The organism is Sediminibacterium salmoneum NBRC 103935 (genome assembly GCF_000511175.1).
GTDB classification, from domain to species: Bacteria; Bacteroidota; Bacteroidia; order Chitinophagales; family Chitinophagaceae; genus Sediminibacterium; species Sediminibacterium salmoneum.
In genome coordinates this window covers 2,219,859-2,233,766 of sequence record NZ_KI866530.1, presented here as the reverse complement: position 1 = coordinate 2,233,766, position 13,908 = coordinate 2,219,859, and the positions used below count along the sequence as shown (strand labels likewise).

Genomic DNA, 13,908 nt, shown 5'->3' with positions numbered 1-13,908 from the left:
CATTTCTGATGGCTTGTCTAGTTTGGCTCCCCCTTCAGGACTTGAACCTGAGACCCTCTGATTAACAGTCAGAAAATTAAGAATTTCACTTCGTTGCAGACTATTGCAAATCGTTTCATAAATCATTGTAAATCAATTATGTGTAAAAATAAACATTCCTCATAGTTGCAATCAGTTTCTTATTGTAGGTATATTTGTGGTGCAAATCGTGGTGCAAATTTTAAATTAACAGACTAAGTAACATGGATAAATATAAAGCAACGGCAACCTTTTTTTTAGATAAGCGCAGAGCCAATTCAGATTCAAAATTTCCAATCAAGCTTACTATCTATCAGCGTCCAAACAAGAAGCGGTACAGTACTGAAATTTCATTATCGGAAGAGGAGTGGAACAGAATAAACGGATTGAATTTGAAAGATGAAAACTTAAAACGGATTAAGCTGGAATTGCACGGTATTTTAGCTTATGCCAATAAGATTATTGAAAAATTAAAGCCATTCACTTTTGAGGACTTTGAATCTAACTTCTTTTATCAGGCACCAGTAAATACCAATCAATCTGTTGAAAAGGCTTTCGATAAGTATATAAATGAGCTTGCCAGCCAGGGTAGGATTGGCACAAGGAGTTCATACAATACTACCAAAAACTCCCTTTTACAGTTTCAGCCTAAATTGCTTTTCACTGATATCACCCCTGAATTCTTGATTAAGTACGAGGATTTCATGCAAAAACAAGGGAAGTCTCCGTCCACTGTAGGCATATATTTAAGACAATTGAGGTCAATTTTCAATAGAGCAATATCAGAGGGGATAGTTAAGCAGGAACAGTACCCATTCAAAAAGTTTGAGATCCCTTCGTCAAGAAATGTTAAAAAGGCATTGAACGACGAACAGCTTGAAAGATTGCTAAAATATTTACCTAATACAGATACCCAGCAGAAAGCATACGACTTCTGGGTTTTAAGCTATTTGAGCAACGGGATGAACATGACAGATATTTTGCATTTAAAAAAGGTAAATCTTGAAAAGACCTTTTTATACTTTAACAGACAAAAAACCATTCGGACAAAGAAACGTGATTTGCGTCCAATAAAAGTCCCACTTCATGAAAGAGCTTTATCGATTATTAATCGTTGGAGGTGTAACAATAAAAGCAATATTTACCTATTTCCCATACTGGAAACAGACTTGTCTCCGGTAACAATAAAGAATCGAACACAAAAGTTCATAAAACTGGTTAATCAAGGAATGGAACAAATACGCCTGGATTTGAAGATTGAAACGAAAATTGGAACTTATGTTGCTCGTCATTCATTTGCTACCCGCCTTATGCGTAAAGGGGCATCAACCCAATACATAAAGGATAGCCTCGGTCATTCATCAGTAGCCGTAACTGATAATTATTTGGGTGACTTTGGGGATTTAGTGAAAAATGAGTTTTCAGTTATGCTAACGGATTTCTCCTAGTTAAACTGATCACCAGGCCATAGTCGTTGCATTTCATTGCACATTCATTCATATTTTTTGCAGAAATAAAATTTTGTTTTTTTCGGGAGAATAAGTACTTAATTTTACAGGAAATTTATGATAAGGTACCAAAATCGGGCTTACCACCCTGGGATGATACAAAATATAAGCACATAGGTGTTTATATAGAATACTGTTGAAGTGGCTATGAGTTAAATACAATTCTTGTTCGATTGGGCACCTGTTTCCCAGACGTTTTCAAAAAAACGGAACTCCACCTATTCTATTCAAATAGATGTAATTGGTGGGACAGAACGAAATTCCTCGCTGTTCATTTCTCAATTAAATTTATGAGAGAAATGGATGCCCGCTCCCTTAAAAAGGGAGTCAAAATACATACGTGCTAATAGTACCGGAAGAATCAATGACCTTATTATAGAAAATTAGGGCATTTGAAAAGCTGCAAAATTTCTTACCGGTAAGTGTTTCCAAATTATATAAGTTATCTGCTAAACGGATTATACCTGTCTATAAACCTATATGGGTTATTAGGTATATTTCAAAAAGCAGGATAAGCGATAGTGGATAAAACCAGATAGGCAATGTGTCTATCATGAATTGCAGCATAGTGTATTAATGGCAATTTGAATTTTATGAAAAACATGGAACACTCATTCCTTATAGAGGAAGACAAAACATATAAACTTGATACCGGAAGAATCAATGACCCAATTATTGAATACTTGGGCATGTGTGAAGCTGCAAGATTTTTATCGGTAAGTATTTCCAAATTACAAAAAATGTCCGCTAAACGGATTATACCTGTCTATAAGCCTACGGGTGGTAAGGTATATTTTAAGAAACAAGATTTGATTGACTATATAGAGTCTGGTAGGCAAAAATCAATTTATGAGGTTGAAAGTGAAGCAATACGTGAAATGGCAAATAATACCAGATCGCTTAAAAAAGTAATTAATAAATAAATGAACTAAATGATAAAAGAAAATTTACCAATCACTTTCTCAATAGCAGAAGTGGCTAAAATGACTAGGTTTCCTGAAGGGGAACACAAATTATTTGAATGGCTACGTAAGTACGGCTATTTATTGAAGAACAATGAACCATCCCAGTATCAAATTAGTAGAGGCTGGTTTGTGTATACATTCAAAGACATCCATTTAGGAAACCAGCAAAGAGGTGTACCTGTAAGCAGAGTGACAATTAAAGGTTTGGCAGGTCTAGAAAGAGTATTCGAGAGGTACTTTCCAGTCTGTAAACCCTGCAATCAAATGAATTAAATCACATGAATTAGAGGGGGGATGATATTGTCCTCCCTAATTCAACAAATCAATTTTCAATGGATAATCAACAAAATGAATACAATCTGCTTATGGCGATAAACAATACACCGCCTTTAATAAGAAGTACAATCAACCTAATGGAAACTCCACAAGAGAAGTACATGGCTCTGTATGCTATATCTGTAATAACTGGTGCTTTAATGCCTAATGTATGGACTAATTATGATGGTAAAGTGAACCACCCCGCATTAATGCTGATGGTATCCTTTCCACCTGCTGCAGGAAAAGGGAAACTAGCACTGCTTCCACTTGTTTTGAATAAGATCAACGAGGAGCTAAGAGTGAACAACAATATGCTAATGAAACAGTACAAAATGGATGTAAGGGAGTATGAAAAGAACAAGAAAAGTGGAAATGCGACACACCCGCCAGAAAAGCCACGCTTAAAATTACTACTTATACCAGCCAATACTACCTCATCAAAGCTTACTGAGCAGCTAGCAGAAAATAATGGAGAAATGATGGCTTTACTCTTTGAAACTGAAACCGATGCGCTAACCAATATGATGGGTAATAAGTTTGGTGGTGATAATTCAATGATATTTCGAAAAGTTTTCCATCATGAGCAAATCAGCCAAATGCGTAAAAGCAACGGTGAGCATCTAGAAGTAATGAACCCCAAAATGGCTATTGTACTTACTGGGACCCCTTCTCAGGTGCCTAAACTGTTTCATTCAAACCAAGATGGGCTGCTATCAAGATTTATGATGATATCTGGCACAGCCTCCTTAGTATGGAAGGACGTTCAACCATGTGATAGCTGTGTACCCCTTAATAGGCTATTTGAAGGGCAGGCTGCAGATTACTATAAAATTTATGACTTCTTCAAAGACAGGAATGTAGAAGTAAAGTTTACAAAAGAACAATGGAACCTTTTGAACAAAACAGGTGCTGTACGTCTAGAGCATAGCAATCATGAAGGGGGGGAGAATGCAACAAGTATTGCTAAACGTCATGGTAATATGACTGTAAGGATTGCTTCCATATTCTCTGCATTAAGATATTTTGAAAGTAACCTATCTACTGCAGTCATTGTATGTAGCGATGAGGATTTTAAAATAGCAAATTGGATGGTTGAACAGTCTTACGAAAGCTGCATTGAACTGTTCAAGGATCTTCCTGGTGAAACAGATGATGCAAGTGATCGAGTAGAAGAGGTGTATAATATGTTGCCTAGTAAATTCAAGCCAAAAGAGCTAGCTCCTCTTTTTAAAACACTTGATCTGTCAAAAAGGACAATGGAACGAATATTATACAGGCTAAAATTATCAGGTAAGTTAACCTCGATTAAAAAAGGTGAATATGAAAAAAAGCAAGTGGCGGATGTGTCAGAAGGCGGATTATTATAAATAGAACTAAAATGAAATGGAATGAATGGGTTTAGTGAAAATGTGGCTGCAAATGGGCGGTGAGATATAGATTAAAAGAAGTAAACGGTACACTTACGTTAACAATGCCAAAGGAATACAGAAGTGAAGGAAATAATACAATTAAAAAACATAATAAAGTAAAATAATAATGTCAGATTATAAGCACAATAGACTAGAAATAAGAGGGTCTAAAAGAAATGTAACACTAATTAGGAGGTTTTTATCATCAGGGAAAAAGGATGATGAAGGAGTTTTTATACCCGATATGAACCAAATAGCAAAACACCAAAAAGCAAATGAATTAATTGATTGCTGTTTGGTTTCAGATACTTGGTATGAAAGTACATCTGTAGTCAACTTTTTAACAATTGATGGTGATGGTCTAGGGTTGGCAAAAAAGTTATCTAAGAATTTTAAAAACTTAGTATTTGTGTTAGACTATGATTTAGAATACCACCTTCCTGATTACCGCAGAGTATTTCTGGAAAATGGAGAAATTAAACAATCTTTCATTTGTACTGAAGAGGAAACTGAATTTGAGGAAACTAAGGAAATAGCAGCAACATATTAAAAACATCCGGAGCACCTAAATATTAGCTCTGCTCCGGTTAAATTATAAATTATGGCAGAAAAATCAACGATACAATGGACGGACAATACGGTTAACTTTTGGCGTGGATGTCAAAAGGTTAGCCCAGGTTGTAAATACTGTTATATGTATAGGAATCAAAGTTATCATGGAATTGATCCTAAGAAAATAACTAGAAGTAGTGATACTACTTTTTATCAGGCTTTAAAATGGAAAGAACCAAAACGAGTTTTTACAAACAGCCTTTCAGACTTCTTTCTTGTAGAAGCAGATGAATGGCGCAATGATGCATGGAAGGTAATTGAATCAACCCCACAACATGAATGGCAAATTCTTACAAAGCGACCAGAATTAGTAATGGATCGTTTACCAAAGAATTGGGGTGAAGGATGGGATCAGGTAATTCTAGGTGTAAGTGTAGAAAACCAAGATTATTTCTACCGAGCTCATGAATTATCATTAATTCCAGCTTCAAGAAAGTTCCTTTCAATTGAACCATTGATTGGCCCAATCAATATATTAACTAAGATAGAAGGGTCTAGACCAATAGATGCCATTGACTGGGTAATCATAGGTGGTGAATCGGGTAATGATTTTGGAGATTATAGATACCGTAAATGTGAAATCGAGTGGATTGAAAAAATCATTGAAGATTTAAAAGCAGAAGCACCGCATGTAAAAGTATTTGTAAAACAACTTGGCACTTATCAAGCAAAGCAGCTAAAACTAAAAGATAGACATGCTGGGGAAATTAATGAATGGCCAACAAAATTAGGTCATATAAAAATTAGAGAATTTGCAGATTCTATTTTGACAGGTATCTCTTAAAGAATAAACAGGGCAGTCTAGAAATCTATTCTGCCCTCATTTTAAATAAAAAAATAAATATATGTCAACACACTTATATAATGAATTAGAAATCAAAGCAAGCCATGAAGATATGCGCAGCTTGCTTAGAAAAGTAGTAAATCAAAGTAACAACAAGTTTGAATTAAAGAGTGATATATGGGAGGCAGATTCTGCTGCGTGTCATTCTTGGGATGATGGTGAAGAGTGTAATTACGACCTTTCAAGATATGGTGATCAAATGATATTAAGGGCTGAGTTTAATAGTAAAAATGTCCCTCCATATTATTGGGCAGAAAAAGTTGCAGAACAATTTCCTGATATTAAATTTTCATTGATTTCTTCAGCATTTGATTCTCCTAACTTTTTAATTAGGTATAGTAGAGAAGGTGGGCTGGAAGGAATGAAAAATTATAGACTCCTCATTAATTGGTATGATTGCTTTGAAGTAGAAACAAATGAAAATGGCCAATATTATTATATTGATTCAAGAGAGCCTGTAGAATTTACGCAAATACCCAAACTAATTCGGGTGAGTAAGTTAAAATACTGTAAGGACAATTTATCCTATACAGATAGACTATATGTGTGGTTGCTGAAAGCGTACATAAATAAGATAAAATCCATTTTATTCTATCTGAAAAACAATGGAATAGTGAATACTTGGCAAGACAGAAAATCGATTTTCAAAAATTTAAGCCGTTACGTTTACTAATACCACATAAATAATCAGTAGTAAAGAACAACAGCTACTGGTTATCAAGTTGTTTAGTGTCATGGATGAAGGTCAATTTTAATTTTTTAGGCCAAAAATTATCTCCAGTAATAAGTAAATTAAAATTATAATTTTTTGTTGATGATAAAAGAGTTCTTGATTTTGTTTTATTATTTTCATCAAAGAAGCCCTGTTCAGATGCAATTTCAATTGCGTTTTGAGGATCTTTTTTATGGTATCTAATAAAATTCAAATCCTGCTCTTCTCCCTGATTAATATCGATTAATGGAGAATTTTTACCCTCTATACTTTTTGACCAAGACAACATTCCTCCCGCAACTTTTGCATCTATACAAAAAATCTCAATTCTGCTTTCTTTAATAATATCGTTATTGTAATTATCAATTGAAACCCTTGCAGTTACTTTTTTTAAAGTAGCTAAGGAGCGATTGCGAACTCTAATATTAAAAACAGTATAACCGATGGTCTCATTTCGTTCTTCGACTTTTATATCAACAAAGCAACAATTTAATAATCGCAAGCCAAAGTAACTGGTTAATGGAATTGCTATACTTGTTATTAGCCCTCCAATTACGCCAGCTAAAACAGTTTCATTAAATGCCATAATTTTCACATTGTCGCTTTTAAAAAGAAAACAGTGATTTTTATCAATTTTATAGGAATTAATAAAAATTTAGAAATCTATTCTTTTTTCATAAATGCTTTGAGCATTGCTGGGGTTATACCATGTTTTTTAAAAAACCTATCAGTGGTTAGTCTTTCGCCATATTTCTCTAGGATTGAACGGTCTTTATTAGTAAATTCAAGGAAATTCAAATAAAATTCTTGAGATTTCATTTGCGGTGTTCCATAATATTTCATGTGTGCAATTAGTGGGGGATAATACTTTATGTAATTAGCTTTGGTTTCTCTAAAAAAAGATAAATAAATATTTTTATAATTTAGCTCTACATCAACTTCCTTCAGCATAGTTAGTTCTTTTTCTATGTTTTCTATTGTCAATAAAACACTATTATAACTATTATTAAGTTGTTGATTATACTGTTCTTTAGTTCCTTTCCAATTAGTAACATCCATGCTGTATTCCAAACTTTTCTTTGAATTATAATAATTTTGAAATTGTATCATACAAGTTGCTATAAAAGAAAGTTCGGCATTGTTTCTTTGACCCAATAGTGTAGTTAATTCAAAAAAAGAAAATAGAATTATACAAATGAATTTCATCTTACTTGCTTTAAAATGTTCAAAATAGATATACTCAAGTTTTTCTTATCCGTATTTCAATATGAGTTTGCCACAAATGGCTATGGGGAGATAATAATTTCCTCACCATTTAATTAGAAACAATATGGGATGTAATTTTGTGATTTGTTGTTATTGATTTTTACAATTTTTGAATGAGGGCTTCTTTCTTCATCCAAAAAAGAAATTATGTTAAGGTTAAGATCGCTTTGTCATAAAGTTTTTTCCAATAACCTTCGGCTTTACATTCGTAAGGATTTCGGAGCATTGAACCTATAATTTTGCAAAACGGATGTTGGCTGTAGTTTTTATGTCTTATAGTAATTTCATCCACTTATTTTTTTGAATGTTCTTCTAACCACTTTATGGCTTCTTCATTCTTCAAATCAGCCGCCTTTCTAATGTTTTCAAATGCGAGTTCATTTTCCCCCTTTTCATAATGCTGTTCGCCTTTGTATAAATAAGTCATAGAAACAACTTTCTTTAAATCCTTGTTATCAGGGTTGATTTTTTTTACTTGATCATAACAAGCAAAAGCGTAGTTATATTGTTCCTTGTCAGCATAGTTAACACCAAGAACTATCCAATCTGTTTCTGTCCGCCAGTCAACAAGATTAAGGTCTTCCAATTCATTATGTTCTGGTAGTTTTTCTTTAATTGCATTACCAACTTTGTAGTTTTCAGTTCCTGACCTAGGCAAGTCAATATTACCAGTATCAATAAAAGACATATCAAGAAAAACACTGACGCCATTCAAGTTATCTGCTCGTTTATCTTTGTCTGGAACTGAGTACATCGGCTCTTTCAAGTTGAAATAATCAAAAGTAAATAAGATTGCCTTTCTAATGTAATTTTTCGGAACAGGAAGAATACTATCCGGCTTGAACATGCCGTTATAGTCATTCTCCGATAAAACTTTTCCATAAGCAGAAATTATTTCTTGAGAAAATGGATAGCAATACAAGTCGTCCAACTTCCATCTTAAAGGGAACTTTATATCATCAAGTGAAAGTGTAGCAAGTAATGATGTCTCAATTTCATCTTTTTTACGACCAAACATATCTCTGCTTTCAACTTCATTTATTGTCTTAAGCCAAAGTAGTTGAAGATTTATTTCTTGCCTTCTTTTCCAATCACCCGAAAAGTTTGCTTGGAGTAACTCTTCATCAAGTTTTTTCTTGATTTTCAGGTAAGGAGAATTGCTTTCCCTTTTCGTCTTCATGAAATTCATCAAAAGTCCAGTGATTATTAAACCTCCAATGATGTAAAGTATTGTCATTTTTCTGTCGTTTGAAGTTGTTCAACTAAAGCACTATTGTTCGCTTATATTCTGTCGCGCAAAATTGCATGAAACGTTGACGGCTTGCTGCTGTGCTGGAATTCATTGCTCGTCCAGCCCTTCACCGCAGCCAATTTGAAAAACTGAAGTTGAAGTTATGAACTAAAGCTGAAAATTGAACGTCGAGCCAGAACTGAAGATGATAGCGACTTGCAGCTGATTGTTACTACGTCCGCCAGCATAGCAGCAAACCAATTGTTATATGACGGCTTTTGTCAGCACTCAATGCTTCTTGAAAATATAGATTATTTTGTACCGAAATAAATAACAAAATATTGCCTCGGAAGCTAATGACCTGTCAATTAGTACTTTTTTTAATTGGTCACGAGCTGTCATTGATAAAATCTGAGATATAGCCATAGAACCAATAATTATTCTCCATTCCCACGTCAAGTAAAAGAAAGATAGAATAAAAGCAATTCCACATAAACCACTCATCTTCCTTCCGTATGGATTACTTGGTGATGTCGAAAGCATGCCTAATATAACAGCTAGTACTCCCCAAAGAAATATAAATTCTTTATAGATAAAAGCTAAAATAATATTAATAATGGCTACTATTAATAATCCAACGAAAGCAATTGAATGCACTTTATTGTCCGCTTTTGTTCCGAATTGCTCCATAATGTCGCTCTTATATTTTTTCAGTTCAATTGTAACTTTTTTGTCTCGGTAATCCACTAAAAAATCATCATAAGTCGGATAAGGCATATTTGTTAGCTTAGATAATTTGTAGGGGATGTCTTGTTTGAGAATATTTGTTTCAATTTCTTTTATTATTTCTTCGACTTCATTTTGGTTCTGACTCATTAATAATAATTTATGTTATATAATATTTTTTGTCATGACTATTTTGATATTTGTGAGGGTGTTGTTAAGCTGGCATACAACGTCTGGGGCTTAACGCAGTTTGGGAAAAATTATTCCTACAGCTCGCTTGGCCACTACAATCCCGATTAGTTGCAGCCAAATTAATGAAGCTAGGTCATAAATCGTGAAACTGATGGGCCATATTCCAAAACCCAACTTTTGCCAAGCCATATGTTGTGTGCATGACCTTCTTCTTGTAATTTTTGTTCTACCGATTTTAATTTTCGTCCTTAATTCTGAAATAGATATTTAACGATTGTTGAAACTTATTTATCTTTTCGTAATAGCGATGTTTTTGAGAAATAATTTTATTCCAACGGTCAAAAAGATAGCTTAAAAGTATGGCAACCATTCCTGTTCCTCCCATTAAAAGAATTCCATAGCTTCCTTTAATGTCTTGCCGAATTACGTAGATGCAAACTGCTATCAAAAGTCCGTAAGTAAAAATCAACTTTATAAAACCAAATTGAAATCTACTATTGTACTCTTTAAATTCAGCTTGAGTTATTGCAAAGTCTTCTGGCGTCGGATGAGAATAGTCTTTACCATATTTTTCTGTGTAAGGATAATGTTTGTATTTATTTGAATAATCGTCTAATTTTTCTAAATAGGGATAAAGTCCTTTAAGCCCTATCAGCAGAATACCGCCGACAAATAGTCCAATGAAATAACCTATAGTCAAACCAGCCTTTCCAATATATTTTTCTGTCAACAGGGCTATGCCCATGGCAACTGCAACTATAGCTAATTTCAAACCGATGAAACCGATAAAAGAAATGAGAAACGTTATAAACGACAGCAAGTAATATTTAAACTTCTGTCTCATGTTATTTGTTTCTTGTGTCACTTTGATTACTGAATAATTTACAAAGAATTATTTCTAAAAATTGAAATGTGACGCTTTAGGATTGCACACAACGGCCGTGGCTTTACGCAGGTTGGGGAAGGAAAGTTCCTGCTGCTGGCTTGGCCACTACTGACGCGATTAGTTAAAGCCAAATTACTGAAGTTGATTAATTCCAACAAAGCTAATTGGCCACTACTGAACCCCCAACTGGCGTAAAGCCAGTTGTTAGTCGCATACGGTTATTTTATAGTGAGATTTTTTTTAACAATTAAGTACAATGCATTTTTTAATGCTTCGGTACCATCTGCCCATGTTTTAAATTGACTTTTGTAATGCTTTACCATATTTAAGAATTTCCTACCAGAATGTAGAGTTTGACTTTCATTCATGGATAAGCTATATTGTAATACAATTGCATCAATGACTTTCTCAAGCGTAGCCTCTTTGGCGACTAAATTTTTATTATTTGAGTGCATTCTCAAGCTAATTTCAAAGTAAGCCAACTTACAATAAGTCAAGTCGGAAATATCAGAGTCGATTATTTCACCGTAAAAGTCTATGCAGTTGTCATAGAATATCTTTAATGAGGCGCCCGCTTTAAAAAGACCTGCAAAATCAAAATCATCTTGATTGTTCTTATCATCAACATAAACAGCACCATTTCTATATGTTACCATGAAGGGTAAAGGACCTTTTACAAGGTTTATAAACTCGAAATAGTTTCCATGCCTTATAGCTGAAAATTCTGTTTTAAACTTTGAAATTCTTTTACCCGACTTTATTACTTTGAGCATATAACCAACAGCAGCTTCAATAATTAATATTTCATTTTTGATTTCCAAATGAGAAGTTTGTGGCTTAAGTTCGGGGCTTGTCGCAGGGCTGGAATAGTTGCTATGTCAGCCCTGCAACTGAAGCCGATTAAAATTTCTTATGATGAAGTTAACAACTAAGGGCCAAAATAGAATTCTTTCAGCCCGACATAAGTTGATAGTTGTAAAACTGATGATTGTTATTCCGTCCGCGAGCTTTGCGGCAAACCTTTTGTTAAAGGTTCGTGCTTCTCACATTAATACTCCACTACTATTGAGGCTTAGTCATTCTTGTCGCAAATTTAGCTTGCATTTTTTTCTTGAATAGCTCTCCGGTTGGGTCATGTTGAAAACCCTTAATCCCTTCCTCAGTCCCTAATATGAATCGCTCTGCTTGATTATATTGGAATTGATTGTTTGTTTCTGCAACAACTCCGGATACAATTGAAAATTCTGACATTCTGCCAAGCATTGTAAGATTATTATTAAGTTTATCACCCCAAGGTCTTAGTTGCAATAGATGGCAATCATCGATTGGAAGCGTTAATGTATTGTTAGGATCAATTAAAATTGGTCTAACACTAAGATTTTCTCCTCGAAATGAAACTGGGTTGTCGCTTGTCACTATTAAGTCTTCTGTTTTTACAATTGTAACCACGTCATTTACAACCCGCATGCGTGTCAACTCGAATATTCTTTGAACAGCAGTCAGTGCAATCATTTGTCTGTCCTTAGTACGATTTTCTTTTTGCAGGTCTTCTAATGATTTGCCTACTATTGAAACTTCTTGTTCGCCAAAAAAAAATGAATCTATTTCATTTGCTCTGGATAAAAGGTAAGCCTTTTCTAATGTTTCATCTATCAATTTATTATATCTAGCATTCCAAATATTATTTCGATAGAACATTGACACGACGAAACTGATGATCTCGTACCGTTCTTCCATTGTTATTGAGTCCCGGCTATCATCAACAAGAATTTTATGTATTTTATTGTACTCTTTTTCAAATAATTCATTGTAAAGGTTTTCAATCATTTGCCTTTCGTTTTCTGTAGCACCTTCAAGCAAATACAAATCCGTTTCTACGCAGATGTTTTTAGTTTTTGGAGAAAATATCTTTCCTGATTGCTTTTCTAAAGCACAGATATAAAATTCATCACCTCGTTGTTTAGCAAACTTTTCCAAGTAGACTTTAGGAACATAGTGCATTCGTCTTGTCTCTGTCATCTATAAAATTATGTTGAAAGGCGGACTGCTCAATAGCATGACCGCTAACAATTAAATATATCCTACTCCCAATAGAGAACAAAGGAAATAAGCATTAAGTGTTATTGTTTTAACGTTAAACTTTTTGTGTTGTTGTTACATAAATACGTTTATACATTTGTTATTGTCTTCAAAGCAAAGCTCCCTGAGTCCCATTTATGAGCTTATAGGATCAGAATTTAAATACAAACGAAACAATTGGGGGAGGAACAATTCGGGTACTATGAATGTAGTATTTTATTTTTAATTATCAAAACCAATTGGCCAATAAAAGCAGGGTTAACTATGAAATTCAATTAACCCCGCTTCGACTTTTTTATTTTGATTTATTCGGCAATACTAGCATATGAGATACGTGTATTTGCAATTCGCATTTAGAGTATGCGTTTTCAGGGCAAGCGATTTTATTTAGTATAATCCCTTCTAATATTACTTCTTTATCGTCCATCCAAGATTTGCTTAATTGTTCTGCAATTCGCCCATATGCATAGCACCTATACCATTGTAAGTGTTTAATTGGCACTAAGAATTTAAAATTGTTACTTGGTAAATGGGAAAATGAAAATTCAGCTTTACTAATTCTACCCTGAAATTCTTCAATCCGTATTCTCTCTATTTTACCAGATAAGTGTACTTTATTCATTTTGATTGATTTGTAAAGGAGCCTCAGCCAATCGTGAAGCTCCTTTGGTTAATTACTATAGATCTCCGTTATCAGCAAAGCTGTAATAGCCTTTATCAACTCCTGATAGAATGATGTGGTCGTTCACTCTTATATCCACAAAAGCAGCTGCATTAGCCAATTTTCGAGTTAATGCTAGATCTGCTTGCGATGGCTTTAGAGTTCCACTAGGGTGATTATGCGCAATTATGATTGCTGTTGCTGCAACTTTTAAAGCTGTACCGAGTATAATTCTAGGATCAACTACGGTTCCAGTAAGGCCACCTTTTGAGACCTTATAAACACCAATAATCTTGTTTGCATTATTTAAATACATAACAACAAACTGCTCTTGAATGCCCATTGTTTCTTGAGTGAAGAAGGGAACGAATTCTTCGTAAGCTTTTAGTGAGTTTTCGATTACTGGTTTTGCACCTTTTGTAGGGGAATAGCTGATGGTTATTTCAGCTACTTTAATCAATTTTTCCATTGTGTTTATTTA

16 protein-coding genes are annotated in these 13,908 nt (G+C 34.1%); 7 read left to right on the top strand and 9 right to left on the bottom strand.

Translation table 11 applies throughout. The features are described 5' to 3' along the window. Nucleotides 1–242 precede the first annotated feature (242 nt). The 7 genes from P767_RS0110420 (at nt 243) to P767_RS0110380 (ending at nt 6,347) form a co-directional block, all read left to right on the top strand. The gene (locus P767_RS0110420; protein WP_026764450.1) at nt 243–1,466 is read left to right on the top strand and encodes a site-specific integrase; all 1,224 of its coding nucleotides are present in this window, start codon (nt 243–245) and stop codon (nt 1,464–1,466) included. A 653-nt stretch (nt 1,467–2,119) separates the two neighbouring features. After that, nucleotides 2,120–2,449, top strand: a complete 330-nt coding sequence (locus tag P767_RS16750; RefSeq protein WP_051417292.1) for a helix-turn-helix domain-containing protein — start codon at nt 2,120–2,122, stop codon at nt 2,447–2,449. 9 nt (nt 2,450–2,458) lie between these two features. Then, nucleotides 2,459–2,764: a phage antirepressor KilAC domain-containing protein gene (locus P767_RS0110400; RefSeq protein ID WP_026764449.1), complete on the top strand. Its 306-nt coding sequence runs from the start codon at nt 2,459–2,461 to the stop codon at nt 2,762–2,764. 59 nt (nt 2,765–2,823) lie between these two features. Next, entirely contained in the window at nt 2,824–4,176 is a 1,353-nt protein-coding gene (locus P767_RS0110395; RefSeq protein ID WP_026764448.1) for a DUF3987 domain-containing protein, read from the top strand. A 169-nt stretch (nt 4,177–4,345) separates the two neighbouring features. Then, on the top strand, nt 4,346–4,768 hold the full coding sequence (locus P767_RS0110390; protein WP_026764447.1) for a hypothetical protein: 423 nt from the start codon (nt 4,346–4,348) through the stop codon (nt 4,766–4,768). Nucleotides 4,769–4,819: 51 nt separating this feature from the next. Next, nucleotides 4,820–5,614, top strand: a complete 795-nt coding sequence (locus tag P767_RS0110385) for a DUF5131 family protein (protein WP_026764446.1) — start codon at nt 4,820–4,822, stop codon at nt 5,612–5,614. Between the two features lie 61 nt (nt 5,615–5,675). Beyond that, the gene (locus tag P767_RS0110380) at nt 5,676–6,347 is read left to right on the top strand and encodes a hypothetical protein (RefSeq protein ID WP_026764445.1); all 672 of its coding nucleotides are present in this window, start codon (nt 5,676–5,678) and stop codon (nt 6,345–6,347) included. Nucleotides 6,348–6,381: 34 nt separating this feature from the next. Here P767_RS0110380 and P767_RS0110375 read toward each other — a convergent pair whose 3' ends face one another. The 9 genes from P767_RS0110375 to P767_RS0110330 form a co-directional block, all read right to left on the bottom strand. Further along, nucleotides 6,382–6,972: a hypothetical protein gene (locus P767_RS0110375; RefSeq protein ID WP_026764444.1), complete on the bottom strand. Its 591-nt coding sequence runs from the start codon at nt 6,970–6,972 to the stop codon at nt 6,382–6,384. Nucleotides 6,973–7,049: 77 nt separating this feature from the next. Then, nucleotides 7,050–7,541: a hypothetical protein gene (locus P767_RS0110370; RefSeq protein WP_157611484.1), complete on the bottom strand. Its 492-nt coding sequence runs from the start codon at nt 7,539–7,541 to the stop codon at nt 7,050–7,052. 403 nt (nt 7,542–7,944) lie between these two features. Next, entirely contained in the window at nt 7,945–8,889 is a 945-nt protein-coding gene (locus tag P767_RS0110365; RefSeq protein WP_026764442.1) for a tetratricopeptide repeat protein, read from the bottom strand. A gap of 282 nt (nt 8,890–9,171) precedes the next feature. Continuing rightward, the gene (locus tag P767_RS0110360; protein ID WP_026764441.1) at nt 9,172–9,759 is read right to left on the bottom strand and encodes a hypothetical protein; all 588 of its coding nucleotides are present in this window, start codon (nt 9,757–9,759) and stop codon (nt 9,172–9,174) included. Nucleotides 9,760–10,036: 277 nt separating this feature from the next. Continuing rightward, nucleotides 10,037–10,645: a hypothetical protein gene (locus tag P767_RS0110350; RefSeq protein WP_157611482.1), complete on the bottom strand. Its 609-nt coding sequence runs from the start codon at nt 10,643–10,645 to the stop codon at nt 10,037–10,039. A gap of 260 nt (nt 10,646–10,905) precedes the next feature. Continuing rightward, nucleotides 10,906–11,508: a hypothetical protein gene (locus tag P767_RS0110345; protein ID WP_157611480.1), complete on the bottom strand. Its 603-nt coding sequence runs from the start codon at nt 11,506–11,508 to the stop codon at nt 10,906–10,908. Between the two features lie 241 nt (nt 11,509–11,749). Next, nucleotides 11,750–12,706 carry a DUF4238 domain-containing protein gene (locus P767_RS0110340; RefSeq protein WP_026764438.1) on the bottom strand — a complete coding sequence of 319 codons (957 nt, stop codon included), beginning with the start codon at nt 12,704–12,706 and terminating at the stop codon, nt 11,750–11,752. 355 nt (nt 12,707–13,061) lie between these two features. After that, on the bottom strand, nt 13,062–13,388 hold the full coding sequence (locus tag P767_RS0110335; RefSeq protein WP_026764437.1) for a hypothetical protein: 327 nt from the start codon (nt 13,386–13,388) through the stop codon (nt 13,062–13,064). A gap of 55 nt (nt 13,389–13,443) precedes the next feature. After that, nucleotides 13,444–13,896: a JAB domain-containing protein gene (locus P767_RS0110330; protein WP_026764436.1), complete on the bottom strand. Its 453-nt coding sequence runs from the start codon at nt 13,894–13,896 to the stop codon at nt 13,444–13,446. Between the last annotated feature and the right edge of the window lie 12 nt (nt 13,897–13,908).

Coding starts and splice junctions, on each gene's coding strand:
- P767_RS0110420 (WP_026764450.1), top strand. CDS start 243: ATGGATAAATATAAAGCAACGGCAACCTTTTTTTTAGATAAGCGCAGA.
- P767_RS16750 (WP_051417292.1), top strand. CDS start 2,120: ATGAAAAACATGGAACACTCATTCCTTATAGAGGAAGACAAAACATAT.
- P767_RS0110400 (WP_026764449.1), top strand. CDS start 2,459: ATGATAAAAGAAAATTTACCAATCACTTTCTCAATAGCAGAAGTGGCT.
- P767_RS0110395 (WP_026764448.1), top strand. CDS start 2,824: ATGGATAATCAACAAAATGAATACAATCTGCTTATGGCGATAAACAAT.
- P767_RS0110390 (WP_026764447.1), top strand. CDS start 4,346: ATGTCAGATTATAAGCACAATAGACTAGAAATAAGAGGGTCTAAAAGA.
- P767_RS0110385 (WP_026764446.1), top strand. CDS start 4,820: ATGGCAGAAAAATCAACGATACAATGGACGGACAATACGGTTAACTTT.
- P767_RS0110380 (WP_026764445.1), top strand. CDS start 5,676: ATGTCAACACACTTATATAATGAATTAGAAATCAAAGCAAGCCATGAA.
- P767_RS0110375 (WP_026764444.1), bottom strand. CDS start 6,972: ATGGCATTTAATGAAACTGTTTTAGCTGGCGTAATTGGAGGGCTAATA.
- P767_RS0110365 (WP_026764442.1), bottom strand. CDS start 8,889: ATGACAATACTTTACATCATTGGAGGTTTAATAATCACTGGACTTTTG.
- P767_RS0110360 (WP_026764441.1), bottom strand. CDS start 9,759: ATGAGTCAGAACCAAAATGAAGTCGAAGAAATAATAAAAGAAATTGAA.
- P767_RS0110350 (WP_157611482.1), bottom strand. CDS start 10,645: ATGAGACAGAAGTTTAAATATTACTTGCTGTCGTTTATAACGTTTCTC.
- P767_RS0110340 (WP_026764438.1), bottom strand. CDS start 12,706: ATGACAGAGACAAGACGAATGCACTATGTTCCTAAAGTCTACTTGGAA.
- P767_RS0110335 (WP_026764437.1), bottom strand. CDS start 13,388: ATGAATAAAGTACACTTATCTGGTAAAATAGAGAGAATACGGATTGAA.
- P767_RS0110330 (WP_026764436.1), bottom strand. CDS start 13,896: ATGGAAAAATTGATTAAAGTAGCTGAAATAACCATCAGCTATTCCCCT.